Annotated in this window: 23 protein-coding genes, 1 pseudogene and 1 riboswitch; of the genes and pseudogenes, 15 read left to right on the forward strand and 9 right to left on the reverse strand. The window is 65.2% G+C overall.

The window, feature by feature from the left end; genetic code table 11:
- The 4 genes from C3F42_RS04270 to C3F42_RS04285 all read right to left on the reverse strand — a co-directional run bounded on the left by C3F42_RS04270 (position 1) and on the right by C3F42_RS04285 (position 5,652).
- Positions 1-1,212: a cytochrome c gene (locus C3F42_RS04270; protein WP_038705916.1), complete on the reverse strand. Its 1,212-nt coding sequence runs from the start codon at positions 1,210-1,212 to the stop codon at positions 1-3.
- A gap of 2 nt (positions 1,213-1,214) precedes the next feature.
- Positions 1,215-1,754, reverse strand: a complete 540-nt coding sequence (locus C3F42_RS04275; protein WP_094011102.1) for a (2Fe-2S)-binding protein — start codon at positions 1,752-1,754, stop codon at positions 1,215-1,217.
- Positions 1,747-4,578 (reverse strand): xanthine dehydrogenase family protein molybdopterin-binding subunit, encoded by a 2,832-nt coding sequence (locus tag C3F42_RS04280; protein WP_094011101.1) that lies wholly within the window; start codon positions 4,576-4,578, stop codon positions 1,747-1,749. The genes C3F42_RS04275 and C3F42_RS04280 overlap by 8 nt, the downstream gene beginning before the upstream one ends.
- A 162-nt stretch (positions 4,579-4,740) precedes the next feature.
- On the reverse strand, positions 4,741-5,652 hold the full coding sequence (locus C3F42_RS04285) for a LysR substrate-binding domain-containing protein (protein WP_038705914.1): 912 nt from the start codon (positions 5,650-5,652) through the stop codon (positions 4,741-4,743).
- 95 nt (positions 5,653-5,747) lie between these two features.
- Between C3F42_RS04285 and C3F42_RS04290 the strand changes: the two genes are divergently transcribed.
- The 8 genes from C3F42_RS04290 to C3F42_RS04325 all read left to right on the forward strand — a co-directional run bounded on the left by C3F42_RS04290 (position 5,748) and on the right by C3F42_RS04325 (position 15,432).
- Positions 5,748-6,839 carry a tartrate dehydrogenase gene (locus tag C3F42_RS04290; protein ID WP_104444027.1) on the forward strand — a complete coding sequence of 364 codons (1,092 nt, stop codon included), beginning with the start codon at positions 5,748-5,750 and terminating at the stop codon, positions 6,837-6,839.
- A gap of 234 nt (positions 6,840-7,073) precedes the next feature.
- A complete protein-coding gene (locus C3F42_RS04295) occupies positions 7,074-8,672 on the forward strand; it encodes a BCCT family transporter (protein ID WP_094011100.1) in 1,599 nt (532 codons plus the stop codon).
- Positions 8,673-8,778: 106 nt separating this feature from the next.
- Complete coding sequence (locus tag C3F42_RS04300) at positions 8,779-9,900, forward strand: aromatic ring-hydroxylating dioxygenase subunit alpha (RefSeq protein WP_038705911.1); 1,122 nt, start codon at positions 8,779-8,781, stop codon at positions 9,898-9,900.
- Between the two features lie 64 nt (positions 9,901-9,964).
- Complete coding sequence (locus tag C3F42_RS04305; protein ID WP_104444028.1) at positions 9,965-10,939, forward strand: PDR/VanB family oxidoreductase; 975 nt, start codon at positions 9,965-9,967, stop codon at positions 10,937-10,939.
- Positions 10,940-11,136: 197 nt separating this feature from the next.
- Positions 11,137-12,288 carry a DUF1624 domain-containing protein gene (locus tag C3F42_RS04310; RefSeq protein WP_104444029.1) on the forward strand — a complete coding sequence of 384 codons (1,152 nt, stop codon included), beginning with the start codon at positions 11,137-11,139 and terminating at the stop codon, positions 12,286-12,288.
- 27 nt (positions 12,289-12,315) lie between these two features.
- A riboswitch (cobalamin riboswitch) is annotated at positions 12,316-12,514 on the forward strand.
- Between the two features lie 109 nt (positions 12,515-12,623).
- Positions 12,624-13,637: an ABC transporter substrate-binding protein gene (locus C3F42_RS04315; RefSeq protein WP_104444030.1), complete on the forward strand. Its 1,014-nt coding sequence runs from the start codon at positions 12,624-12,626 to the stop codon at positions 13,635-13,637.
- Positions 13,634-14,650 carry an iron ABC transporter permease gene (locus C3F42_RS04320; protein WP_038705908.1) on the forward strand — a complete coding sequence of 339 codons (1,017 nt, stop codon included), beginning with the start codon at positions 13,634-13,636 and terminating at the stop codon, positions 14,648-14,650. Before C3F42_RS04315 ends, C3F42_RS04320 begins: the two co-directional genes overlap by 4 nt.
- Complete coding sequence (locus C3F42_RS04325; protein WP_104444031.1) at positions 14,647-15,432, forward strand: ABC transporter ATP-binding protein; 786 nt, start codon at positions 14,647-14,649, stop codon at positions 15,430-15,432. The genes C3F42_RS04320 and C3F42_RS04325 overlap by 4 nt, the downstream gene beginning before the upstream one ends.
- A 111-nt stretch (positions 15,433-15,543) precedes the next feature.
- Here the strand turns inward: C3F42_RS04325 and C3F42_RS04330 are convergent, their stop codons facing one another.
- From C3F42_RS04330 to C3F42_RS04340, 3 genes and pseudogenes are all read right to left on the reverse strand, one after another.
- Complete coding sequence (locus C3F42_RS04330; protein ID WP_104444032.1) at positions 15,544-15,864, reverse strand: hypothetical protein; 321 nt, start codon at positions 15,862-15,864, stop codon at positions 15,544-15,546.
- A 137-nt stretch (positions 15,865-16,001) separates the two neighbouring features.
- The gene (locus C3F42_RS04335; protein WP_104444033.1) at positions 16,002-16,436 is read right to left on the reverse strand and encodes a VOC family protein; all 435 of its coding nucleotides are present in this window, start codon (positions 16,434-16,436) and stop codon (positions 16,002-16,004) included.
- Between the two features lie 47 nt (positions 16,437-16,483).
- A pseudogene (locus C3F42_RS04340) lies at positions 16,484-16,855 on the reverse strand (GFA family protein).
- A gap of 166 nt (positions 16,856-17,021) precedes the next feature.
- Here C3F42_RS04340 and C3F42_RS29245 point away from each other — a divergent pair.
- The 3 genes from C3F42_RS29245 to C3F42_RS04350 all read left to right on the forward strand — a co-directional run bounded on the left by C3F42_RS29245 (position 17,022) and on the right by C3F42_RS04350 (position 19,462).
- Positions 17,022-17,177, forward strand: coding sequence for a hypothetical protein (locus C3F42_RS29245; RefSeq protein WP_156177603.1), 156 nt, complete (start codon positions 17,022-17,024; stop codon positions 17,175-17,177).
- Positions 17,178-17,233: 56 nt separating this feature from the next.
- Positions 17,234-17,713: a hypothetical protein gene (locus C3F42_RS04345; protein WP_023631225.1), complete on the forward strand. Its 480-nt coding sequence runs from the start codon at positions 17,234-17,236 to the stop codon at positions 17,711-17,713.
- Positions 17,714-17,887: 174 nt separating this feature from the next.
- Positions 17,888-19,462, forward strand: a complete 1,575-nt coding sequence (locus C3F42_RS04350) for a diguanylate cyclase (RefSeq protein WP_104444034.1) — start codon at positions 17,888-17,890, stop codon at positions 19,460-19,462.
- A gap of 3 nt (positions 19,463-19,465) precedes the next feature.
- Here the strand turns inward: C3F42_RS04350 and C3F42_RS04355 are convergent, their stop codons facing one another.
- The gene (locus C3F42_RS04355; RefSeq protein WP_094011093.1) at positions 19,466-19,825 is read right to left on the reverse strand and encodes a VOC family protein; all 360 of its coding nucleotides are present in this window, start codon (positions 19,823-19,825) and stop codon (positions 19,466-19,468) included.
- A 174-nt stretch (positions 19,826-19,999) separates the two neighbouring features.
- Here C3F42_RS04355 and C3F42_RS04360 point away from each other — a divergent pair, with 174 nt between their 5' ends.
- From C3F42_RS04360 to C3F42_RS04370, 3 genes are all read left to right on the forward strand, one after another.
- Complete coding sequence (locus C3F42_RS04360; protein ID WP_158659519.1) at positions 20,000-20,779, forward strand: DNA/RNA non-specific endonuclease; 780 nt, start codon at positions 20,000-20,002, stop codon at positions 20,777-20,779.
- Positions 20,780-20,883: 104 nt separating this feature from the next.
- Positions 20,884-21,336, forward strand: coding sequence for a hypothetical protein (locus C3F42_RS04365; RefSeq protein ID WP_023631222.1), 453 nt, complete (start codon positions 20,884-20,886; stop codon positions 21,334-21,336).
- A 149-nt stretch (positions 21,337-21,485) separates the two neighbouring features.
- A complete protein-coding gene (locus C3F42_RS04370; RefSeq protein ID WP_038705906.1) occupies positions 21,486-22,820 on the forward strand; it encodes an MFS transporter in 1,335 nt (444 codons plus the stop codon).
- Between the two features lie 69 nt (positions 22,821-22,889).
- Here the strand turns inward: C3F42_RS04370 and katG are convergent, their stop codons facing one another.
- A complete protein-coding gene (katG, locus tag C3F42_RS04375; protein WP_104444036.1) occupies positions 22,890-25,136 on the reverse strand; it encodes a catalase/peroxidase HPI in 2,247 nt (748 codons plus the stop codon).
- A 350-nt stretch (positions 25,137-25,486) separates the two neighbouring features.
- Here katG and C3F42_RS04380 point away from each other — a divergent pair, with 350 nt between their 5' ends.
- Positions 25,487-26,380 (forward strand): hypothetical protein, encoded by an 894-nt coding sequence (locus C3F42_RS04380; protein WP_146229523.1) that lies wholly within the window; start codon positions 25,487-25,489, stop codon positions 26,378-26,380.
- Positions 26,381-26,569: the final 189 nt, after the last annotated feature.

The raw sequence follows: 26,569 nt of genomic DNA on the forward strand, positions 1-26,569 counted from the left end.
TCAATCCGCCTTCAGCTGGGCCAGCTGCTGGGTGGTCAGGTCGCCCGGCAGGCCGCCCCAGGCTTCGCGCAGGTAGTTGACCATGTCGGTCAACTGCTGGTCGTCGAGCTTGTCGGCAAAGCCCGGCATCGGCTGCATGCGCTCGAAGCCGGTGAACTGCTGTTCGCGGATGCCGTCGACGATGGCCTTGACCAGGTTGCGCGAGTCGGCCTGGCGCAGCACGGTGTTGCCCTGCATGGCCACGGCGATGTGCGGCTTGCCCTCGCCATCGCCGCCGTGGCAGCCGGCGCAGACATTGAGGTACTGCTGGCGGCCACGCTTGGCGCTCTCGCCCAGGGTTTCATGGGCCACCGCCTGCACCACCTTGGCCGCCGGCGGCTGGTCGCCGAGCAGGTAGGTGGCCATGGCCGACAGGTCGCTGTCTTCAAGGTGCTGGGTGCTGTGGTGCACCACCGGGTACATCTCGTTGAACATGCTGCCCTGGGCACTGATACCGTGCTTGAGGAAGGTCGCCAGGTCGGCCTGGTTCCAGCCGCGGTCGGCCAGGTCCTGGGCCAGCAGGCTCGGCGCCAGGTAGCCCAGCAGCAGGCCGCCGGTCAGGCGTTTGTCCTGCTGCAGCGCGCCGATGGGGTTGCGCGGGGTGTGGCACTCGCCGCAATGGCCGAGCACTTCGACCATGTACTGGCCGCGCTTCCATGCCTCGCTGTTGCCCTTGCCTTCCTCCAGCTGCACGCTCTTGCCGTACAGCAGGTTCCAGCCCATCAGGCCGGTGCGCACGTTGAACGGGAAGCTCAGGCTGGTTTCCGGCGCCGGCCGGTTGATTGGCGCCACGCTCATCAGGTAGGCGTGGATCGCATCGGAATCCTCGCGCTTTATCAGGTGGTACGAGGTGTAGGGCATGGCCGGATAGAGGTTGGCGCCGTCCTTGCGCTTGCCCTCGGTGAGGGCGGCGAAGAACTCGTCGCTGCTGTAGTTGCCGATGCCGTGCTGCTTGTCCGGGGTGATGTTGGTGCCGTAGATGGTGCCGAACGGCGAATGGATCGGCAGACCGCCGGCGTAGGGCGCGCCGCCTTCGGCGGTGTGGCAGGCCATGCAGTCGGCGGCGCGGGCGAGGTATTCGCCGCGCTTGATCAATGCCTCGTCGGCCGCCTGGACATTGCAGGCGACCAGCGCGCCAATGGCCAGGGCCAGGCTGCTCAGAACTCGCGTCATGCTCAACCCTCCTTGACCAGGCCGAGGTCGCCCAGCACGTCGCGGGTCGCCTCGTAGTAGCGCACATAGCCGGTGCAGCGGCACACATGGTGGCCGAGGCTGGCTTCGATGGCCTGCTCCAGCTCGCTCTTTTTCAGCGGCTTGCGCTGGGCCTTCTCCACCAGCACCGTGGCGGCGTTGACGAAGCCCGGGGCGCAGTAGCTGCACTGGAAGGCGAAGCGGTCGACGAACTTCTGCTGGATCGGGTTCAACTCGGTGGGGTTGCCCGCATCGTCGCGCTTGGCGTGGCCTTCGATGGTGCGCACTTGCTTGCCCTCGAAATAGTGCGCGCCGGTGATGCAGGTGCGCACTTCCTCGCTGGTGCCGTCGGGGTTGTCGACGATCACCACGCAGGCATGGCAGATGCCCTGCCCGCAGCCCAGGCGCGAGCCTGTGAGGTTCTGGTACTCGTGCAGGTAGTCGATCATCGCCAGGTCATCGGGGACCACCTCGGTGACGACAGATTGACCGTTGAGGGTCAGTTGCAGCTTGCGGTCAGCCATTGAGGGCCTCCTTGACGCGGGCGGGGGTGATGGGCAGGTCGCGGACACGCTTGCCGATGGCATGGGCCACGGCGTTGCCGATGGCGCCGACCACCGGGATCATCACCACCTCGGCGATGCCCTTGGACGGGTCGGTCGGCGACAGCGGCGGCAGGATCTCGGACGTCTGCTTCCACACCGCCACATGCCGGGCCATCGGCAGGCGGTAACGGTTGAAGTTCCAGTCGCCCTCGCCCGGGCCACCCTCGTACAGCGGCATCTCCTCCAGCAGCGCATGGCCGATGCCCATGGCGATACCGCCCTCGAGCTGGCCCTTGACCAGCTCGGGCACCAGCACCCGGCCGCACTCGACCCAGCTGTGGTGGTTGAGCACGCTGACCTCGCCGCTGCCCTTGTTCACCTTGACCTCGACGATGGTCGCCACCGGGCTGTAGTAGGTGACCATGGCGTTGTTCAGCTGGGTGGCCGGGTACTCGACGTTCTGCCGGTCGAGCAGGTGGAAGCCGGCGCTGTTCATCTGCGCCTTCTTCGCGTTCAGCGCACCGTCGCCGTACTTCACCGCCAGGGCATCGAGCGGCAGGCGCTCGCGCACGCCGTCGATGACGAAGTCGGCCTCGGCCCAGCTCCAGCGGTTGAAGCCATGTACGCTGACGCCGGTAATCAGGCCCATCTCGTGGGCCTTCTTGGCAAGCTCCGCGAACGGGATCGGCTCCAGGCCATTGCCGGTCAGCGCGCCGTTGACCCACACCGCGTTCTCGCGGCGCACCACCAACGGATTGGCCTGGCCGCCGAACGGGCCCTGGCTCCACAAGGCCATGGCCGCCGGCCACAGGCCGTGGTTGAACAGCACTCGGGCCGCCTCGCGGGTGGCGTGGCTGAAGTAGAACGCCGAGTTGGTCGCCGACGACGGCGAAGCCAGCTTGGCGACCCAGCGCGGGTTGCGCAGCGCGGCGTCCTGCTCGGCCTGGCTGATCAGGTAGGGGTTGCCGCTGGTGCTCAGTTGCAGCTCAGGCCATTCGGTCTGGGCGGTCTGCACGTGATCGGCGACGCGGCCGAGGAAGTCGCTGACCACCAGGGCCTGGGAGGTCGACATGCCGGTGCCCAGCTCGGTGCCGATATGGCGCAGAGTAATCTGGCCATCGGCAGTGAACTCGACCGCCGCCATCGGCGCTTCGGCGCCGGTGCCGAAGTCCTTCTGGGTGATGGCGAAACCCACGCCGTACCAGTTGTCATGGTCCTTGGCGTCTTCGGCCTGCTTGCGCGCATGGCGGTTCTTCCACCAGTCGTGTTCCGCGGCCTTGTCGAGGATCTCGTGCAGGCGCAGGGCACCGGCGGGTACCGCGCCCTGGGTGTTCTTCATGCCCGACTTGAGCGCGTTCTTGCGGCGCAGCTCGATGGCATCCACGCCCAGGCGATCGGCGATCTCGTCGACCATCATCTCGGTGGCGGCCATGCTCTGCAGGGTGCCGTAGCCGCGCATGGAGCCGGCCTCGACGCCGCGCGAGTGGTAGGCGGTGACCGACAGGTCGTTCTGCGGCATGTAGTAGATCGACTGCGCGGCGGTAGCGCCCACCGAGGCCACTGAAGGGCTGTAGTTGATGCGCCCGCCGCCGTCGACGGTCATGTCGGCGCGGAAGATCTTGAAGCTCATGTCCTTCTTGTCGACGGCCAGCTGGTAGCGGATGTCGAACGGGTGGCGCTTGATGCCGCTCTGGAACTGCTCGTAGCGGTCGTTCGCCAGGCGGATCGGCACGCCCGCGCCGTACAGGGCGGCGACGGCGGCGTAGAACACGAAGATGTTGTTGTCCTTGGAGCCGTAGCCGACGGTGTAGCCCGGGTGCATGTTCAGGTGCTTCAGGCCGAAACGCGACGGCTTGATCATGTGCACGCATTCCTGCGCCACTTCGAACGGACACTGGGTGGCGACGACGAAATGCAGGGTGCCGGTGGCCGGGTCGAACCAGCCGTTGCCGTTGTCCGGCTCGAGGGCTGCGGGCTCGATCGACGGGGTCTTGTAGCGCTCGTCGAACAGCAGCCAGTCTTCCGGCGGCTGCTTGAGCTGCTCGTCGATGCGCTGGGCGTAGAACATCCCCTGCTCGGTGAGGGTGCCATGCTGCTTGGGCTCGGCGGTCCATACCGGCTTGCGCGCCAGGATGGTGGGGAACAGCATGGTGTTCTTCAGGCTCGAGTATTCGTCCTCGTCGAACGGCGTCTTGCCGGCCACGCGCACGAAACGGAAGCTGCCGTAAGGATCGCGCTGGTACAGCGGGGCCTGGGCGCCGTAGCGGATCGCCTGGTCGTTGAACTGCAGCTTGAGCTTGGCCTTGCGGAAGCGCTCGAAGTCGTTCCAGATCAGGATCGCCACCGGGTGGCCGATGAACATCGGTACCTGGCCGGGCGGCAGCAAGGGGTCTGGCGAGTGGGCCTCGGGCCAGGCGATGCCGTCCTTCTTCAGGTCATCGGCGCTGACGACGCGGTCCGGCTGCAGCTCGGCGCCCAGCAGCGACAGGTCGTAGCCCGCGTAGATACGGTCGGCCTTGGTGGCCTTGAGCAGCATGGCGTGGCCTTGCTGCTGTGGCCAGCCAGGCATGTCCTTGGCACGGATGTCGCGGGCGAACACCTTGTTGCCGCAGACCTTGGACAGCGCGTCGTTTCGCAAACGCACCTTGCCGTCGTGGTTCATCCACTTCTGCGGCGAGGTGGTGACCTTGCTCTCCATCAGGGCGGCGAACGCCTGGCTGCCGAGCGGCGCCATGGTCACGCCGACACCGGCGATCAGCCCGCCTTGCAGGAACGAACGCCGGGAAATATCACGGTTGGACATGGTTGATCCTCTGGGCAGCTCTTGGGTTGCCCATGCTTTTTCTGGTGCTTGAGAAACTGAAAGGGCGCGCACGATCACAAAATCTGACCATGAAGTCAAGTTAACGATCGTAGGGTACCCTGCAAGTCAAGCAGACAACTTGTCGCGGGGCGCCGCGAAGGTTTAATCGGGCAAGCGATAGCGCTCGGCGAAGTACTGGCGGAAGAACTCCACCGCCACCCGCACCTTGGCCGAACCTGCCAACGGCGCGGTATAAACCGCCCAGATATCCGCCGCCTGCTGGTACTCGGGCAGCACTTGCACCAGGCGCCCGTCGGCAATGCTGTCATGCACGTCCCACCAGGAGCGCAACAGGATCCCCTGCCCGTCCAGGCACCATTGGTGCGCCACCTCGCCGTGGTTGCTGGAAAGCCCGCCGGTGACGCGCACGCTTTCCTCGCCCTGGGGGCCTTCCAGGTGCCACAGGCCGAACGGGTGGTCGCGCTCCTTGATCACCAGGCAGTCATGGCTGGCCAGGTCGGCCAGCACCCGCGGCGTGCCATGCGCGGCCAGGTAGCCAGGGGCGGCGCACAGCACCCGACGGTTGCGTGCCAGGGGCTTGGCGATCAGGTGCGGGGCGATGACGTTGCCCACGCGGATGTCCAGGTCCACCCCTTCGGCGATCAGGTCCACCAGGCGGTCATGCACATCCAGGCGAATGTCCAGCCCAGGGTAGCGCGCCGCCAGCTCCGACAGCGCCGGCGCCACGAAGCGCCGCCCCAGCCCGAGGCTGCTGGCGATGCGCAGCTGCCCCGCCGGCTCGCGCTGGCCGGCGTTGAGGTCGTCGTCCATGCGCCGCAGGGTCTCGAAGATCTGTTGCGCCCACTGGTACACGCGCTCGCCCTCCTCGCTCACAGTGACCCGCCGGGTGGTGCGGTGCAGCAGGCGCACGCCGAGGCTTTCCTCCAGCAAGCGAATACGCTTGCTGATGAACGCCGCCGACATGCCGCGCTCGTCCGCCACTGCGGCGAAGCTGGCGCGGCGGGCCACCTGCAGGAAGATGTCGAGGTCATCCAGGTTCGGCAGATTATTCACGTTTCGTGTACCAAGAATTGATGGATTGCCGGATTATCTCCGAAGCACAGCCTTATAGCATGGCGTGCATCTTCCCTGGACACGAGATGCGCCCCATGACCAAGACCTTCAAGATCGCCGCCATCCCTGGTGACGGCATCGGCAACGAAGTCCTCCCCGAAGGCCTGCGCGTGGTCGAGGCCGCCGCCCGCAAGCACGGCCTGGACCTGCAGTTCGAGTTCTTCGAATGGGCCAGCTGCGACTACCACCTGGCCCACGGCAAGATGATGCCCGACGACTGGTTCGACCAGCTCAAGGGCTTCGACGCCCTGTACTTCGGCGCCGTCGGCTGGCCCGACAAGGTCCCGGACCACATCTCGCTGTGGGGCTCCCTGCTCAAGTTCCGCCGCGACTTCGACCAGTACGTGAACATCCGCCCGGTGCGCCTGTTCCCCGGCGTGCCCTGCCCGCTGGCGAACAAGCAGCCCGGCGACATCGACTTCGTGGTGATCCGCGAGAACACCGAGGGCGAATATTCCTCCCTGGGCGGGCGCATGTTCGAAGGCACCGACAACGAGTTCGTGCTGCAGGAATCGGTGTTCACCCGCCGCGGCGTCGACCGCATCCTCAAGTACGCCTTCGACGTGGCGCAGACCCGCGAGCGCAAGCACGTGACCTCGGCGACCAAGTCCAACGGCATGGCCGTGAGCATGCCCTACTGGGACGAGCGCACCGCCGCCATGGCCGCCCACTATCCCGAGATCAGCTGGGACAAGCAGCACATCGACATCCTCTGCGCCCGTTTCGTGCTGCAGCCGGAGCGTTTCGACGTGGTGGTGGCCTCCAACCTGTTCGGTGACATCCTCTCCGACCTTGGCCCGGCGTGCGCCGGCACCATCGGCATCGCGCCGTCGGCCAACCTCAACCCCGAGCGCAAGTTCCCCTCGCTGTTCGAGCCGGTGCATGGCTCGGCGCCGGACATCTACGGCAAGAACATCGCCAACCCGATCGCGATGATCTGGTCCGGCGCGCTGATGCTCGAGTTCCTCGGCCAGGAAAACAACAATGCCCGCTACCAGGCGGCCCACGACGACATCCTCAAGGCCATCGAGACGGTGATCGCCAACGGCGACACCACCCGTGACATGGGCGGCAGCCGCTCGACCCAGGAAGTGGGCAAGGCCATTGCCGAGCTGCTCGGCGCCTGATTCGGCATCAGGTTATCGCGGGGCCGATGCGACTTGCCCCGCGATATCGCCAACCCAGCCCAATCATCCGGATTGTCCGACGATCCTATTGCCACCCACTTCGATTCAATGCAGAATCTGTCAACCAAAAGATACTTGTTATCCATTAGTTAACAGAAAGGAAACACAGAACCTCGATACGGACTTCCCAACGCCTGACGCCTACTACAAAAAAAATGCTCCAGGAGACAATTGATGTCCCCCAATAACAAAAAGATCGACGTGTTCCTGATCGCCGTGAGCCTGTTGGCCGTGCTGCTCACCGTGATCGGCCTTGCCGCCTTCCCTGCCCAGGCCGAAACCCTCGCCAACCAGCTGTTCGAAGTGGCCACCCGCACCTTCGGCACCAGCGTCCAGGTACTGGTGTTCGGCAGTTCCCTGGCCGTGCTGTACCTGGCCTTCAGCAAATACGGCAACATCCGCCTGGGTGCCGGTAAGCCCGAATACTCCACCGCCACCTGGGTGTTCATGTTCATCTGCGCCGGCATGGGTTCCTCGACCCTGTACTGGGGCGTGATGGAATGGGCCTACTACTACCAGACCCCAGGCCTGAACATCGCGCCGATGTCGGCCAAGGCCCTGGAATACAGCGTCAGCTACTCGTTCTTCCACTGGGGCATCAGCGCCTGGTCGATCTACGCCCTGGCCTCGCTGGCCATGGCCTATCACTTCCATGTGCGCAAGAAGAGCGGCCTCAACCTGGCCTCGATCATCGAGGCAGTCACCGGTTTCAAGGCCACCGGCCCGGTCGGCCGCGCCGTCGACCTGATCTTCCTGCTGACCATGATGGGCGCGCTGACCGTGTCGCTGGCGCTCACCGCCTCGACCCTGACCCGCGGCCTTGCCGACCTGGCCGGCACCCCCAACACCTTCACCGTGCAGTTGCTGGTGATCGGCGCGGTGGCGCTGCTGTTCTCGCTGAGCTCGTACATCGGTATCGACGGCGGCCTGCAGCGCCTGTCGAAGATGGTCTGCATCGGCGCCCTGGTGTTCGCCGCCATCGTCCTGCTGGTCGGGCCGACCCAGTTCACCCTGAACAACACCGCCAATTCCATCGGCCTGATGCTGCAGCACTACGTGCAGATGAGCCTGTTCACCGACCCCGCCGGCGACGGCGCCTTCACCCGCAACTGGACGGTGTTCTACTGGCTGTGGTGGGTGTCCTACGCCCCTGGCGTGGCGATGTTCGTCGCCCGCGTGTCCCGTGGCCGACTGATCAAGGAAGTGGTGTTCGCCCTGCTGCTGGGCGGTAGCTTCGGTTGCTGGTTCTTCTTCGGCGCGCTGGAAAGCTACAGCATGCACCAGTTCATCAACGGCCAGATCGACGTACCCAAGCTGCTCGGCACGCTGGGCGGCGAAGCCGCGGTGACCGACCTGTTGCTGGCCCTGCCCTGGGGCACGCTGTTCCTCGCCGCGTACCTGTTCATCATGGCGGTGTTCTGCGCCTCGCACATGGACGCCGCCGCCTACGCCGTGGCCGCCACCAGCACGCGCAACCTGCGCGAAGGTGAAGACCCAAGCCCCACCCTGCGCCTGTTCTGGTGCGTGGTGCTGACCCTGGTGCCACTGGCCATGCTCTTCGCCAAGGCCTCGCTGTCGACCATGAAGACCGCCGTGGTGCTCACAGCGATCCCGTTCATGGTGATCCTGCTGGTAAAGATCTACGGGTTCTTCAAGTGGCTGGCGGCCGACTACGGCCAGGTGCCGGCGTACCGCATCGAGGAAGAGGCCACCCGCCTGGCAGGTGAGGAACCGCAGCCGCAGGCACCGCGTAGCGCTGCCGTGGTGCACTGAAATACAACCTGGGAGGCGGGCTTGCCCGCCCCCGTTCTGGCAAATTTTTTTGCCCAGATTGTTAACCAACAGATACGCGTTAACCAATAAGAACCGAGATAGAGCCATGAACGATTTCAAACGCCTGCCCGCCGACTTCTGCGCCAACCCCGAGGAGGCCTTCACCCTCCCGGCCAAGTTCTACACCCAGGCCGCCGTCTTCGAACACGAGAAGGAAGCGATCTTCGCCCGCAGCTGGATCTGCGTCGGCCACCGCAGCGAAGTCGCCGAGAAGAACGCCTACATCACCCGCCAGGTGATCGGCGAGAGCATCATCGTCGTGCGGGGCCGCGACGACGTGCTGCGGGCCTTCTACAACGTCTGCCCGCACCGCGGCCACCAACTGCTCGAAGGCAGCGGCAAGGCCAAGAACGTGATCACCTGCCCGTACCACGCCTGGACCTTCAAGCTCGACGGCGAGCTGGCCCATGCGCGCAACTGCGAGAACGTGGCCAACTTCGACAAGGACAATTCAACCCTGGTGCAGCTGCGCGTGGAGGAATACGCCGGCTTCATCTTCATCAACATGGACAACGACGCAGGCTCCGTCGAAGACCAGCTGCCGGGCATGCAGAAGCGCATGCGCGAAGCCTGCGCGGTGATCGACGACCTGCATCTGGCCGCGCGCTTCGTCAGCGACACTCCGGCCAACTGGAAATCCATCGTCGACAACTACCTGGAGTGCTACCACTGCGCTCCGGCCCACCCCGGCTTCTCCGATTCGGTGGACGTCGGCCAGTACAGCCACAGCCTGCACGGCAACTGGACCCTGCAATACGGCCTGGCCAAACCGTCGGAGCAGTCATTCACCTTCGACGAGTCGGTGAAAGACCCGTCCTTCGCCGGCTTCTGGGCCTGGCCATGCACCATGTTCAACGTACCGCCAGGGGCCAACTTCATGACCGTGATCTACGAGTTCCCGGTCGATGCCGAGACCACCCTGCAGCACTACGACATCTACTTCCTCAACAAGGAACTCAGCGAAGAGCAGCACAAGCTGATCGACTGGTACCGTGAAGTATTCCGCCCCGAGGACCTGCGCCTGGTCGAGAGCGTGCAGAAAGGCCTGAAGTCCCGCGGCTACCGTGGCCAGGGCCGGATCATGGTCGACGCCCAGCGCAGCGGCGTCAGCGAGCACGGCATCGCCCACTTCCACAACCTGATCGCGGTCGCCCATCTGGACGACTGAACACACCCAAGCTCCCCCGCCCCGCGCCAGGGCCTGGCGCGGGGCTTTGTTGTCGAGGTACGCCATGGCCAAGCAATACGAGATGTTCAAGGTGCGCGTGACCGGTGTGGAACAGGCCACGCCGCAGATCAAGCGCTTCACCCTGGCCCGCGCCGACGGCGGCCCCCTGCCCGCCTTCAGCGGCGGCAGCCACGTGATCGTGCAGATGCAGTCGCCCTGCGGCAGCCAGTTCAGCAATGCCTATTCGCTGATGAGCGACCCGCGTCAATTGCACAGCTACCAGATCGGCGTGCGGCTCGAGGAGCAGTCCAAGGGCGGTTCGGCGTTCATGCACAACCAGGTCGCGGTGGGCAGCGAGCTGACCATCTCCACCCCCAACAACCTGTTCGCCCTGGACGCCGATGCCGGGCGCCATGTGCTGATCGCCGGCGGCATCGGCATTACCCCGTTCCTGGCGCAGTTGCACGAGCTGGAAGATGGCGCCACCCCCTACGAGCTGCACTACGCCTTCCGCGCCCCGGAACACGGCGCCTTCCAGGGCGATCTGGAACAAGGCCCGCATGCCGGCAACACACGGTTCTACATCGACAGCCTGGACCGCAAGCTCGACCTCACCGCGCTGTGCGCGGGCCTGGCCGATGACGCCCACCTCTATGTGTGCGGGCCCAAGCCGCTGATCGACGCAGTGATCGCCACCGCCGCCGCCGCTGGCATCGCCGAATCGCGGGTGCACTGGGAACAGTTCGCCGCCGCCGCGCCGGCCACAGGTGCGGCCTTCACCGTGGTCCTGGCCCGGTCGGGCACCGAACTGCAAGTCGAGGAAGGCATGACCATCCTCCAGGCCATCGAGAAGTCCAAGACCGCGAAGGTCGAGTGCCTGTGCCGCGAAGGCGTGTGCGGCACCTGCGAGACGGCGATCCTCGAAGGCGAGGCCGAGCATTTCGACCAATACCTCAGCGACGAGGAAAAGGCCGCGCAGCAGAGCATGATGCTATGCGTGTCGCGGGCGCGCTCGGCGCGGTTGGTGCTGGATCTCTGAGGGGCAGAGTCAGAGCGTGTCCCAATGGGCCGAACGATGCCAACTCGGGGCAAGCCCGCGCCTGCAGGAATAGCGCGTGACCTGCAGGAACGGGCTTGCCCCGCGATAGCTTCGGGGGCGTCGATGCAAATGCGGGCCAGTGGATCAATAAATTGTTATGAGATAACATCTCAAATCCTCCGTTTGCGACTTTTCCAATGACCCGCCTCCAACTCCCCCAACGCCTGCAAAGCATCGACGCCCTGCGCGGCCTGGTGATCCTGTTCATGCTGCTGGACCACGTGCGCGAAACGTTCTTCCTGCACCGCCAGGTCAGTGACCCGATGAATATCGACGCCACCGAACCCAGCCTGTTCGCCAGCCGCACCCTGGCGCACCTGTGCGCGCCGGTGTTCGTGCTGCTTACCGGGCTATCGGCCTGGTTGTATGGCGAGAAGCACCAGGGCCGTGGCGATGTCTCGGTGTTCCTGTTCAAGCGCGGTCTGTTCCTGGTAGTGCTGGAATTCACCCTGGTCAACTTCGCCTGGACCTTCGAGTTGCCACCGAGCGTGATCTACCTGCAGGTGATCTGGGCCATTGGCCTGAGCATGCTCGCCCTGTCGCTGCTGGTGTGGCTGCCGCGCCCGGCGCTGCTCGCCCTCGGCGCGCTGATTGTCGCCGGTCACAACCTGCTCGATGGCCTGCACTTCGGGCCGGAATCGGCGCTGCATGTGCCATGGGCGATCCTGCATGAGCGCAGTTGGCTGGAGGTGGGCGAACATCTGCGCCTGCGCACGTCCTACCCGCTGTTGCCGTGGATCGGCGTGATCGCCCTGGGTTATGGGCTCGGGCCGTGGTTCGCCCGGGGCAGCGACGCCGACAAGCGCCAACAGCGCCTGCTATGGGCCGGCGTGGCGTTGCTGCTGGGGTTCGGTGCGCTGCGCCTGCTCAATGGCTACGGCGAAGCCCCCTGGAGCCTCTACGCCAGCGTAGGGCAGACGCTGATGAGCTTCTTCAATATCACCAAGTACCCACCGTCGTTGCTGTTCCTGGCCCTGACCCTAGGCGTCGGCCTGGTCCTGCTGCGCGGCTTCGAGCGTGCCGGCGACGCCCGCTGGATCGGCCCGCTTGCGGTGTTTGGCGCAGCGCCAATGTTCTTCTACCTACTGCACCTGTATGTGCTCAAGCTGCTGTATGTGGCGTGCGTGGCGCTGTTTGGCCTGAACCAGGGCGGCTATTTCGGTTTCGATGGCATGGGCGCGGTATGGCTGACCGCCGTGCTGCTGCCACTTGCGCTGTACCTGCCGGTGCGCTGGTTCGCCCGGCTGAAAGCGCGCCGGCGCGATATCGCCTGGCTCAAGTACCTGTAAAAGCGTTTTCACCCGACAGCCCGATGGTCTACCATGCCGCCCGCCGGTTTCCACACGGAATCAAAAGGGAATCCCGGGCTCGCCACTGGCGATCCAAAGGGAACTGCCCCCGCAACTGTAGGTGCCGAGCCTGCGCCATCGATGCCACTGGGTCTGCCGACCCGGGAAGGCTGGCGCCGGCCTGGACGCACCAGTCAGGAGACCTGCCGGCACGCATTCACCAACCGGCGGGGTGTCCGGGATGGTCATCCGCCCCTGGCCGCGTGCTTGCGCAGGCTGCCGGGCGATGCCTGTCCGTGGGCCATTCCGTGCACCACCCAGGAGATCGCCCCACCATGCCGTACCGCCTCGCCGCCCTCCTCGCCGGCCTGTCCCTGTCATGCCTGGCCCATGCCAGCGCCACCCAATACCCGCTGACCGTCGACAACTGCGGCTTGCCGCAGACCTTCACACAGGCCCCGCAACGGGCGGTGACCGTCGGCCAGGCCGGCACCGAGCTGCTCTATGCCCTGGGCCTGGGTGAGCGGCTGGCCGGCACCTCGCTGTGGTTCAACAACGTGCTGCCGGAATTCAAGGCGCAGAACGACAAGGTCCCGCGCCTGGCCGACAACGAACCGAGCTTCGAGGCGGTGGTCGGCAAACGTCCGCAACTGGTGACGGCGCAGTTCGAATGGATGATCGGCGCCCAGGGCGCGGTCGGCACCCGCGAGCAGTTCCAGGAGCTGGGCATCCCCACCTACCTGCTGCCCTCGGACTGCGAGGGCAAGGACAACCTGGTGGGCGCCGACGGCACCCGCCTGCAGCCGTTCAAGGTGCAGAGCATCTACAAGAGCGTCAGCCAGCTGGCCGAGATCTTCGACGTGCAGGAGCGTGGCGCGCGCCTGAATGCCGAGCTCCAGGGCCAGCTGGAACAGGCCAGGCAGCGCCTGTCCGGCCAGGACCTGGCGCACACCAGCGCGCTGTTCTGGTTCTCCAGCGCCGACCTCAAGACCGACCCCTATGTCGCCGGCAGGCAGGGCGTGGCCGACTACATGCTGCAGACCCTCGGCGTGCGCAACGTGGTCGAATCCAGCGAAGAATGGCCTACCGTGGGCTGGGAGACCCTGGCCAGGGCCAACCCCACCTGGCTGATCGTCGCGCGCATGGACCGCCGTCGCTACCCGGCCGACGACTACCAGAAAAAACTCGACTTCCTGCGCAGTGACCCGGTCACGCGCACTATGGACGCCGTCAAACACGACCGGATCATCGTCCTCGATGCCGACGCCATGCAGGCCGGCATCCGCCTGTTCCGCGGCCTGGACGTGCTGTCCAGCGCCTTCGCCAGCGGTAAAGCGCACCAGCCATGAGCCGCCTGCTGCCCATCAGCCTTTTTGCTTTACTCGCCCTATGCCTGGCCATGCTTGCCGGGATTGCCATCGGCGAGACCCGTGTCGGCGCCGAGGCGATCTGGCAGGTGCTGGCCAACCAGCTGTGGCAGGCAGGCCATGCCGTCGACCCGATCGACGCCGGCATCGTCTGGAACTACCGCCTGCCGCGCACCCTGGTCGCCGCCGCCTGCGGTGCGGGGCTGGCGACCTGTGGGGTGATCCTCCAGGCGCTGCTGCGCAACCCGTTGGCCGAGCCGTACCTGCTGGGCCTGTCTGCCGGCGCCTCGACCGGCGCCGTGGCGGTGGGGCTGTTCGGCCTGGGCGGCGCGGTGCTATCGCTGTCGGCCGGCGCCTTCATCGGCGCGCTGGCGGCGTTCGCCCTGGTGCTGCTGCTATCGCGCGCCAGTGGCAGCCGCCATGACAACGCCCAGGTGATCCTCGCCGGTATCGCCGGATCGCAGCTGTTCAACGCCCTCACCGCCTTCCTCATCACCAAGTCGGCTACCGCCGAGCAGGCCCGCGGCATCCTGTTCTGGCTGCTGGGCAACCTCAGCGGCGTGCGCTGGCCGTCGGTGTGGCTGGCGGTGCCGGTCGCCCTGTTCGGCCTCGCGATATGCCTGTGGCAGCGCCGGGCACTGGACGCCTTTACCTTCGGCGCCGACTCGGCGGCCTCGCTGGGCGTACCGGTGCGCCGCACTCAGCTGCTGCTGATCAGTTGCGCGGCGCTGGTCACCGCGGTGATGGTGTCCATCGTCGGCGCCATCGGCTTCGTCGGCCTGGTCATCCCCCATGCCCTGCGCCTACTGCTCGGCCCCGGGCACAGCCGCCTGCTGCCGGCCAGCGCCCTGGGCGGCGCGCTGTTCCTGATCGTTGCCGATATCCTCTCGCGCACCCTGATCACCGGCCAGGTGATCCCGGTGGGCGTGGTCACGGCCTTGATCGGCGCGCCGGTGTTCGCGCTGATCCTGATCAGCCGCCGGGGGCGCCCATGAGCGTGATGACCGCCATCGCCGACGCGCCGCTCACCTGCCAAGGCCTTGGCCTGTGCCTGGGTGGGCGCGACGTGCTGCAGGGTATCGACCTGAGCGTGCTGCCCGGCGAAACCCTCGGCGTGGTCGGCCCCAACGGCTCGGGCAAGTCCACCCTGCTCAAGCTGCTCGCCGGCCTGCGCACGCCTAGCAGTGGCCGCGTGCGCCTGCTCGGCGAAGCGCTGGAGCGCATGCCGCGCCGGCATGTCGCCCAGCGCCTGGCCCTGGTCGAGCAACAGGCCGACACCCTGGACGCCATCAGCGTGTACGATGCCGTCGCCCTGGGCCGCACGCCCTGGCTCTCGGCCCTGGCACCGTTCGGCAACGATGACCGCGCCATCGTCGAACAGGCGTTGGCCGACGCCGACGCAAGCCACTTGCGTCGACGGCTATGGGGCGAACTGTCCGGCGGCGAGCGCCAGCGCGTGCATATCGCCCGGGCCCTGGCGCAACGGCCGCAGGTGCTGTTGCTGGACGAGCCGACCAACCATCTCGATATCCAGCACCAGCTCGGTTTGCTGCGCCAGGTGCAGGCGCTGCCGGTGACGACGCTGGTGGCGCTGCATGATCTGAACCAGGCGTTGACTTGCGATCGGCTGGCCGTGCTCGATCAAGGGCGGTTGGTTGCCCTAGGCAAGCCGGAGGCGGTGTTGACGCCGGAGCGGTTGCTGGGGACGTTTGGGGTGCGGGGGCACTATCTGGTCGATCCGTATGATGGGGCGCGGGTTTTGCGGTTTCGTGCCTGAGTCGGCATGGAAAGCGCCGCTTACGCGGCACATCGCCGGCAAGCCGGCTCCCACACCGACCGCGCCAGCCTGAAACCATGCGCCATCCTGTGGGAATCGACTTGGCGGCGATCAGGCCGACTGGTTTACCTGCGGCAGCTGCCAGTCCTTCATCTCCTGCGGCGTCAGGCTGGCCAGCACCTGCATGAAGGTTTCGGTCAGCTCGCTGCTGACATTACCGTGGGCGCGGTAGTTGCTCAGCAGATAGCGCTTTACCGTATTCGGCCAGTTGTTCGCCAGATGGGCAGCCTTGATGATGCCCTTGGCGTCCTGATAGTTGGCGGCGGGCTTGACCCGGGTCAGCCGGCGCTCGAAGTGGCCGAAGCTCCAGTCGTCCTCGCGAGCCTCGAATTCGTCCAGCAGTTTCACCTTGTACAACGCAAGCTCGGGCATGCGTGATCTCCTTGTGATGGGGTGGAAGGAGACGGTAGGCGAATACGCCGGGAATGGAAATGAACACGGTGTTGAGCATGGCGGGTGTCGGTCGGGATGGCCTGTCAGACGCCGGCTGCAGGGGCCGCTAGCAAGGGCTAACGCGCGGGTAACGCAACCGGGCGCTCGCCCAGTTTCTGCGCCAGCCGCAACAGGTAGCCATCCGGGTCCTGGACCAGGAACTGGCGCAACCCCACTTCGACGGCATCTGCGCGATACCAGACCTCCTCGCACGCCTGGAACAACGGCCAGCGATGGCGCTCCAGCCGTTCGAGCAGCGGCGCGACCGCAGCGACATCGATCTGCAGGTTGATTCCCCGCCCGAAGGGCTTTTCCAGAGGCCCGGTGAGCCAGTGATCATCGGCATCGAGCTGCTCGAGCATCACCTGCGCGCCGTGCAGGTCAAGGTAGGCGAAACGCCGCTCCGGGCGTTGATAGGCAATCTCGAAGCCCAGCAGCGATACCCAGAAATCCAGGCTGCCGTCGAGGTCGCTGACGATCAGTTCGGGCACCATTGTGTTGCGCTGTAGCATGCGGGTCGTCCTTGAGGGGTATGGGCAAGCGCACGACATGATAACGCTTACCCCAACTTCCACCAGCGTGGCCGGCAAGCACGAAACGAATGCGATGTGGGCCGCAAGGCCTGGGCGCCTTTGGCATCGAAGCAGCCCAGCAGCAAGGCGACCGTGGGGACGTCATCCACCGCGCCAAGGGAACTGCCGCAGGTGGCGCAGAACGCGCGGCTGGAAGCGTCGGAGGAACGGTACAGCGCCGGAGCCCCGCCCTCCCCGGTCCAGGCGACCGCCGCCTTGTCGAACTAGACCCAGCACAGGGTCAGGCTGCCGGAGTGGCGCTGGCACTGCCCGCACGAGCAGGTATGCGGGAAACGCGGCTCGCCCGTGGCGCTGAAACGGATGCGGCCGCACAGGCAGCCGCCTTTGTAGGTAGTCATCGGGTCGCCTTCCTTGGGGGCCAGGATTGCCGCACAATAGCCAACTTCGCGCGCATGAACCGCCGTAAAAGTGTTACGCCGTATGGCATCCTGGCCTGCGCGCCCGCGCCACTGCTAAAGTGCGCGCCGCAGCCCTCCCGGCCCCAGCAAAGATGGAAACCTGCCGATGGAAAGAATGATCCAGTTCGTGGCGGTGGTGGTGGTCTGCACCAGCATCGGCATCGCCTGCGAGCACTACGAAGTGAACCGCTACCTGAAATGGCTGCTGATGGCCCTGCCGGCGATTGTCTGGGTACGTCTGCGCAATCCGTTGCAACGCTGAACTTGCGCATGGGTTTGCAGTAAACTCGCAAGCCTTACCGTGCCCAAGGCTGCCCCATGTCCCGCCTGACCCGATTGCTGTTGCCCGTGCTCCTGCTCGGCGCCCTCGCCGCCTGTGACCAGAAGCCCAGCCGCGAGGAACAGATCCTCGCCAACCTGCCCTTGCAGGAAGCCTACGACCACAACATCGAGCGCATGGCCGGACTGTTGGCGATGACTCACACCAAGGTGCCGCAGGAGCAGATCAAGGAGGTGCTGCGCAAGCACCTCACCGTCGAGGATCAGCGCCAGGACTTGTTCAAGCTGTACAGCGAGGAACACTTCAACGACGCCGAGTTCGCCAATATCGTCCAGGCGACCCGCGACCCCGCCAAGGCCAAGGAACTGGGCCAGAGTGACCAGGGCAAGCGCCTGAGCGAAAAGCTCACCCGGCTGATGCGCGAGAGCGCCAGCGACCCTCAGGTTCAGGCCCTGGCGCAAGCGCGCATGCAGGAGGTCGAGGATGACCTGAGCGCACTGGAGCAGGCCCTGCCCTGATACAAGGAAAGAACTGGAAACAACTGCGGCTGAGGCGGGTGCTGTGATTCTTGTGAGAAGCCGGAGTGCTCTCCATCATCCAATCCTGCAATTTCCCACCTGCATGGTGCAACGCGCGCCTAGCGCGTAAGGTGAGGCATCTGCTGCATCCCATGAGGCCAAGGATTGCGATTCATGTTCCCCTACGCTCGGCGCCCTGACCTGCGCTCACTCATACTCATGCTATGCGCCGTCACCGCGCTGGTGATGCTGCTGGCCAGCTACTTCGCCAGCTACCGGGTGCAACGCCAACTGCTGATCGACAACGCCCTGGAAGCCAACCGGGCGTACGCCGCGAAAGTGGCCGCCGTGACCGAGAACACCCTCGTCAACGCCCTGCAGCAACTGGCCTATAGTGCCAACCAATGTGCCCGGCACCCCGATGACGACAGCCTGGTACAGGCGGAAATCGACCGCCTGCAAGCGCAAAGCAACCTGTTCAACTCGACCTTGCGGGTCAACGCCCAAGGCGTATTGCGTACGCTTGCGCCTGCGCCGCTGCAACACCTGGCCGGCACCCTGACCCGCTCGGATGCCGCCCAGCAAGCCTTGCGCGAGCGCCGCACGCTGGTGTCCACGCCGTTCTTGTCGGCAGCCGGCAACCTGCTGGTGATCATGTCGCAACCGATCTTCGACGCCAACGGTCATTACCAGGGCTATATCGGCGGCAGCCTGTACCTGCGCGAACGCAACATGCTCAACAGCCTGCTGGGCACGCACTTCTACCAGAACGGCGCGTACCTCTACGTGGTCGATCGTAACCGTCGGCTGCTTTTCCACCCCGACAGCCAGCGGGTCGGCAGCCTGGTAGGCGACAACCCGCTGCTCGACGAACTGCCTCGCCTGGATCAAGGCACCCGGCGACTGATCAACAGCCAGGGCGTGGAGATGCTTGCCGGTTTTGCCACGGTGCCCAGCACCGGCTGGGCCATCGTTTCCCAGCAACCCCTGCAATCGACCGTGGCACCGCTGCGCCACCTGATCCTCAATGTCATCGCCATTTCCGCACCGCTGGCCCTGCTCGGCTGGCTGCTGCTGTGCTGGCTGACCCAAGTCATCGCTCACCCGCTCAGGCAACTGGCCACGGTCGCCCGGGGTACGAGCGAGCAGCAGACCACCGAGCGCATCCACCAGGTCCGCGCCTGGTATGCCGAGGCCGCGGAGCTCAAGCGCGCCCTGTTGTTCGGCCTCAACCTGCTGCAGGAGCGTATTGGCCGACTCAACCACGATGTCCAGACCGACCCGCTCACGGGGCTGTTAAATCGCCGTGGGCTGCAGCAGGCACTGCGCTTGCTGCAGGCTGAAAAACGCGGCTTCGCCGTTGTAGTGCTGGACATCGACCATTTCAAACGGATCAACGACAACCACGGCCATGACATCGGCGACCTGGTCCTGCATCGGCTGGCCGGCCTGATGCGTGGTACCTGCCGTGAGGGCGACCTGCTGTGCCGCACTGGCGGCGAAGAGTTCCTGATGCTCCTGCCGGGTGCAGGGCTGGAGGTGGCGAGCGCCATCGCCGGCCACCTGCGCCTGACCGTCGAGCACACCCCTATCGAACCTGTCGGCGGGATTACCCTATCGCTGGGCGTGGCCAACTGGCAGCCCCTGACGGGTGACGAGCCTGGCGATACCCTGCGCAAAGCTGACCAGGCGCTGTACCGGGCCAAGCAGAAGGGGCGCAACCGCGTGTGCATCGAACACCCGGTCTGACCTCTAGACAGCGCTGGCCGTCCACACCGCCAGCTCATAGCCATCCGGGTCGATGAAGTGGAAACGGCGCCCGCCGGGAAACGCGAACACTGCACGGCTGATGCGAGCGCCAAGTGCCTCGATACGCTGCTGGGTCTGTTCGAGATCATCGGCATACAGGATGACCAGCGGCCCGCCAGGGCAGACCGGCTCGCCCGTGGTGAATCCCCCGGTGATACGTCCGTCCCTGAATTCGGTGTAGGTAGGCCCATAGTCAGTGAAGGTCCAGCCGAACAATTGGCCATAAAACGCCTTGCTGCGGGCGATATCGGCCACATTGAACTCGATGTTGTCGATTTGCCGATCGTTGCTTCGTTCTGCCATGTACACCTTCCTTGCGGGTGGGTGAGTGATGAACCCGATCCTAGTGGGATATTTCACAAATAACGACCCTAACTCGCGCCGCCACTAGTGTCGTGTATCCGCCATGCCGTGGAAAAAGCCATGCACCGGCAGACTGCTGTAACATCCCGGGCTTCTGTTCAAGGAAGACGCGACATGCGCCGTTTGCTGTTCCTCTTGCTGGTGCTGAGCCTGACCTCGTGCGCCCCCCGCCTGCCCTCCCCAATACCTGCCGAGCCTGCCGCCACGCCACTGACCCTGCTCGACCACGGGCGCTTCCAGCTTTGGTACGACTGCCTGCGCGGCGAGCCGCACCGCTTCAGCTTCACCCTCGACAAGGACCAGGGGCATCTGCCTCGGGTCGATAACTTCCGTATCGACCGTAGCCTGCCCGAGGGCTGTAAAGGCCAGTTCTCGGCCAAGGCTTACTCGACACCCAAGGGCTACCATCGCGGCCATCTGGCGGCCAACAATCATTTCGACGACGATCGGACGGCGATGGACGCCTCCAACCTGATGAGCAATATCGTCCCGCAGTTGGCCTCGCACAATAGCCGCACCTGGTACCAGACCGAACTGCTGACCGAGTGCTATCGCGACCTGCGCCCGGTGACGGTAATCGGTGGCGTGATGTTCGGCCATGCCGGCGCGGCCCTGGACAACGATGCCTTCATCCAGTCCCACGGCATCGCCACGCCCGAGGCGTTCTGGAAAGTGCTGCTGACCGAGGATGAACACGGACAGCCCCAGGTCATCGCCTGGTGGATCCCGCACCAGGTGGATCTGGGCACAGACCTCGACCCGTACTTGCGCAGTGTCCGCCAGATCGAGACTGCGCTTGGCCCGGACGAGCCGCCGATCGAGGTGCCTGAGCACCTCAAAGATCGGCGCGCGCCCCACACCTGGCCGCTGCCTGCGCGTTGCGACCGTGAGTGAGAGAAAGCTTTCCCCCTGAAGTATAAGGCGCAGCCACGTTAATCTACGGCCCCTTTTCAAACCGGTATACGCAGGTACCGGTGTTTGCCTCCAAGGACGTTCCCGTGTCGAAGATCCCGCTGTTCACTCTCCTCCCGCTGGCAGCGCTTGGCCTGCTCACGCTCTTGGCCTGCAGTGCCAACCCCGAAGCCAACGCGAAAGTCGACGCCGCCGCCCTGGCCGGTTTCACGGCGGCCATGCAGAGTGCCCTCGTCAACCGAATCAATGCCGCCAACCAGGGCACCCTGGTCGGCGTGGTCACGCTCAAGCTCACTCTGGACCGCAGCAACCGCCCCGTCGCCTGCAAGGCCGTACGCAGCTCGCCCGCCCATGAACGCCTGCTGCCCGTCTGGGTCAATGCCTCACCCTTGAGCCAATTGAAGCAACTGGTCGAGCACGAATGCTGGAGAACCACTTACCCACCCGTTCCCGGCAGCCTGTTCGAAGACGGTCATGTCGATGTGATCGCGCCCCTGGTACTCATGCCTCGTCTGCCAACCCCCATGCCACTGCACTGAACCTGCTTTCCGGTGCTAACAGGCATCCTGATGTCGCCCCCGACAAAGCACCCTCGCCTTGCCGCTTGTCTACTGGCCCGAGAACAACGACGCCGCGCCCCGAGCGCGGCGCATCCGTCCAGGCTGCCAAGACCCCCGGAGAGCACCCCATGTCCATCGCCCACGAGGTCCCACCCGCCACCTTGCGGCGGGTGATTGCCGCCTCGGCCATCGGCAACTTCGTCGAATGGTTCGACTTCGCCGTCTACGGTTTCCTCGCCACCCTGATCGCCAGCCAGTTCTTCGCCAGTGAGGACGCCAGCGTCGCCCTGCTCAAGACCTTCGCCGTATTTGCCGTGGCCTTCGCCCTGCGCCCTTTGGGCGGCATCGTGTTCGGTGCGCTGGGCGACCGTCTCGGGCGCAAGCGCATCCTGTCGCTGACCATCCTGCTGATGGCCGGCTCCACCACGCTGATCGGCCTGCTGCCGACCTATGCCAGCATCGGCGTGCTGGCCCCGGCGCTGCTCACCCTCGCCCGCTGCCTGCAGGGGTTTTCCGCAGGGGGTGAATATGCCGGCGCTTGCGCCTACCTGATGGAGCACGCGCCACGGGGCAGGCGCGCGTTCTACGGCAGCTTCGTGCCGGTCTCGACCTTCTCTGCCTTCGCCTGCGCGGCGGTCATCGCCTATGGCCTGGAGGCAAGCCTCACACCCGAGGCGATGAACGCCTGGGGTTGGCGTATTCCGTTCCTGGTCGCCGCGCCCCTGGGCCTGGTCGGCCTTTACCTGCGCTGGCGCATGGAGGAAACCCCGGCGTTTCGCCAGGCAATCGCCGAAGGCAAGGCGCACAGCCATTCGCCGCTCGGCGACACCTTGCGCCACCATGGCCGCACCATCGGCAACCTTGGCGCGTTCATCTCGCTGACGGCGCTGTCGTTCTACATGTTCACCACCTACTTCGCCACCTACCTGCAGACGGTCGGCCACCTGAGCCGCGCCCAGGCGCTACTGGTCTCGACCGTGGCGCTGCTGTTCGCCGCGGCCGGCTGCCCGCTGGCGGGCGCCTTTTCCGATCGTGTCGGACGGCGCCGGACCATCGGCTTCACTTGCCTCTGGGTGATGGTCGCGGTGTTCCCGGCCTACTGGCTGGCCAGCTCGGGGTCGCTGGCGGGGGCATTGCTGGGAGTGATCCTGCTGGCCATCGGCGCGCTGATGAGTGGCGTGGTCACCGCCGCGCTGCTGTCGGAATGCTTCCCCACCCGCAGCCGCTACACCGCCTCGGCGATCACCTACAACGTCGCCTATACCCTGTTCGGCGGCACCGCGCCGCTGGTGGCGACCTGGTTGATCGAACAAAGTGGCAGCCGCCTGGCCCCGGCGTTCTACCTGGTGGTGATTGCCTTGCTGGCATTGATCGGCGGGCTGGCGTTGCCGGAGACCGCGCAGGTTTCGTTGCATGAGGAAAACCCGGGCACCGACCCGTTGCAGGGATCCCAGGGGCTTTAAGCCTGGGTTAGCAAACATCGCGGGGCATGCCGCATCGAAGCGCCGATGCGACATGCCCCGCGATCGGCGTTATGCCAGGTCGAAACGGTCCAGCTCCATCACTTTCACCCAGGCCGCGACGAAGTCCTTGACGAACTTCTCCCTGGCATCGCTGCTGCCGTATACCTCGCTCAAGGCACGCAGCTGCGCATGGGAGCCGAACACCAGGTCGACCCGGCTGGCGGTCCATTTCACCTGGCCGGTCTTGCGGTCACGGCCTTCGAACGCTTCGTTGTCCGCCGAAGTCGGTTTCCATTCCACGCCCATGTCCAGCAGGTTGCGGAAGAAGTCATTGCTGAGCACGCCGACCTTGTCGGTGAACACCCCCTCCTTGCTGCCGCCATGGTTGGCGCCCAGCACCCGCAGGCCACCGATCAGCACGGTCAGTTCCGGTGCGGTGAGCGTCAGCAACTGGGCCTTGTCCAGCAGCAATTTCTCGGCCTTGACGCTGTAGCGCGCCTTGCTGAAGTTGCGGAAACCGTCGGCCAGGGGCTCGAGCACGGCGAACGACTCGACATCGGTCTGCTCCTGCGAGGCGTCCACACGCCCCGGGTGGAACGGCACGCTGATGCTGTGCCCGGCATCCTGGGCGGCTTTTTCCACCGCTGCATTGCCGGCCAGGACGATCAGGTCGGCCAGGGAGACCTGGTTCCCGCCCTCGCTGCGGATCTTCTCCAGCGCCATCAGCACCTTGTCCAGCCCCTGGTTTGCCGTCCAACCGTTCTGCGGTGCCAAGCGCAGGCGACCGCCGTTGGCACCGCCGCGCTTGTCGGAGCCGCGGAAGGTCGAGGCCGAGGCCCAGGCGGCGGACACCAGTTCACCGACACTCAGCCCCGAAGCCAGCACCTTGGCCTTGAGCGCGGCGATATCGGCGTCGCTGGGTTGAGGCCCGGCCTTGGGCAACGGATCCTGCCACAGCAGCTCCTCGTTGGGCATTTCCGGCCCGAGATAGCGCGCCAGCGGGCCCATGTCGCGGTGGATCAGCTTGTACCAGGCACGGGCGAAGGCATCGGCGAGCTGGTCGGGGTTGTCCTTGAAACGCCGGGCGATCGGCTCGTAGATCGGGTCGAAGCGCAGCGCCAGGTCAGAGGTGAGCATCGACGGCGCGTGCTTCTTGCCGGGATCATGGGCATCAGGCACGGTGCCGGCGCCCTTGCCATCCTTCGGCCGCCATTGATGGGCGCCGGCCGGACTCTTGGTCAGCTCCCATTCAAAGTTGAACAGGTTGTTCAGGTACTCGTTGCTCCATCGAGTCGGGGTCGAGGTCCAGGTCACTTCCAGGCCGCTGGTGATGGTGTCGCCGCCCTTGCCGGTCCCGAACTTGTTGCTCCAGCCCAGGCCCTGCAGCTCGAGGCCCGCCGCTTCCGGCTCGGCGCCGACGTTGTCGGCGGGGCCGGCGCCGTGGGTCTTGCCGAAGGCATGGCCGCCGGCGATCAGCGCCACGGTCTCCTCATCGTTCATGGCCATTCGGCCAAAGGTCTCACGGATGTCCTTGCCGGACTTCACCGGGTCCGGCTCGCCCTCCGGTCCTTCCGGGTTGACATAGATCAGGCCCATCTGCACCGCCGCTAGCGGGTTTTCCAGGTTGCGCTCGGCCGACAGGTCGCGGTTCTGCTCCTCGCCATGCTTGGCAGGCTCGGCTACCAGGTCACCCTGGCCGGGTGGCTGGGCCTTGACCTGTTCCTTGCCGTAGCGGGTGTCGCCACCCAGCCAGACCTTTTCCGAGCCCCAGTACACGTCTTCGTCCGGCTCCCATACGTCGGCGCGGCCACCGGAAAAGCCGAAGGTCTTGAAGCCCATGGACTCCAGGGCCACGTTGCCGGTAAGCACGATCAGGTCGGCCCAGGAAATCTTGTTGCCGTACTTCTGCTTGATCGGCCACAGCAGGCGCCGGGCCTTGTCCAGGCTGACGTTGTCCGGCCAGCTGTTGAGCGGGGCGAAACGCTGCTGGCCAGAGCCAGCACCACCTCGGCCATCACCAATGCGATAAGTGCCCGCGCTGTGCCAGGCCATGCGGATGAACAGCGGGCCATAGTGGCCGAAATCCGCCGGCCACCAGTCCTGGGAGTCGGTCATCAAGGCTGTCAGGTCTGCTTTGAGTGCCTGGAAGTCGAGGCTCTTGAACGCCTTGGCGTAGTCAAAGTCCGGGTCCATCGGGTCGGACTTGCTCGAATGCTGGTGGAGGATCTTCAGGTTGAGTTGGTCAGGCCACCAGTCACGGTTGCTGGTGCCGCCACCGGCGGTCTGGTGAAACGGGCATTTCGATTCGTTCGCCATCTGCTGCTACCTTTTGGGTCGGTTCAATTCAGATTTCCGGGCGTTGTTGTCATTGCGCTGCCAGGTGTTGAATCAGGCGTTCGCCAAACGCGCCTGCCCCTCGTCGGTTATGGCCGGGCACGCCTGTGCGCCGGCTTTTCACGGAACCAGCAGAAAGACTAGCCGAGCCTGGGCAGAGGTCTAATAGAGCCGATGTTGCCCTGTGATAGTCTGCGCCTTTCAAGCACCAGCGGCAGAACCGGCCAGGATCAAGGGAACAGAAAACAATGAGACGGATGTGCGCGAATCTGCTTAGGGCCTTGATTGCGTGGTGCAGTCGGCATCGCGCCGCCGCCGTTGGCGGAATCGTCTTGAGCGTCTCTGCACTGAGCTTATGGGCCGGCCTTTTCCAGGACCTGTTCAAACCCATGATGGAACACTGGCAACAGGTCGCCGAACTCAGGCAACCCCTTGCAGTGGAGATCAAGACAGGCCGCACAACAGGCGCTCAATGGGAAGCGCAGGACAAGATGTTCGTGGGGGAACCTGACCTGGTCACGCTCCTGTTGAACCGCGTGCCGGTGAAAACCCTGGAGGTTGCACATACCGCAAAGGATCAGCGTTTCCGGGACTATCCACCCACCGCCCCATTGACCTACCACCAGATCCCCACCAACGTCCGATACCAAGTCCTGGACTTGGATGACGATGACATCCCCGAGGTGGTACTGACACTCACCAATCAGCTTTACTCCCTTCACGATGACCGGCTGATCAATGTCCTGATCGTCGACCCGCGGGGCCGGCTGCTCAGTGGCACGCCCGTTCCCCCTGAGGTTGAGGGGCTGCGCACGGGCGCGCTGTCACCCTACAGTGCCTACCGCAGCACCGGTGTCATGAAAGACCTGATCAGCGGAGACACCACGCCCGTCACGTTCGCCAACGGCTTTGCCGTACAGATCGAAGGCAAGCGCAAGTTACTGCGATTTTCCTGGGTCGTGGACAGCGCGAGCTTTGTCAGCGAACACCTGCATGTCACGCAGTCATTCGTCTTCAGCGATGGCCGCCTTCAGCCTTCAGGGGCCCCACAACTCTACATTTCCGGCCTCTGGGAACAGCCATGGGTAGATGAAACACCGGTAACGCTGGCTGAGGCGCAGAAGTTTCTGGACGATAACAACATGCCCACCTTTTCCACCATGATGGGTCGTCCTGATCAGCAAGCTACTCCACCAGCGCCCCTGCTGCCCGCCAGTCAGCCCTGAACCGGCGTGTGCGAGCCAGCCCCTGAACCGACGTCGGTAGACCGTTTGCACAACATGTCGCGTCCATCGGATTCTTCCTGGTATGCCTCGTCGCCAACCAGCATGGTCATCTTGATCTGGTCAACTTGGTCACGACCCGCGGCAAGTACAGCTCGCACCGAGGACCGGACCATGGAACCGGTGGGGTTT

The sequence above is a fragment of the Pseudomonas sp. PONIH3 genome (assembly GCF_002934345.1).
In the GTDB taxonomy this organism is placed as follows: domain Bacteria; phylum Pseudomonadota; class Gammaproteobacteria; order Pseudomonadales; family Pseudomonadaceae; genus Aquipseudomonas; species Aquipseudomonas soli.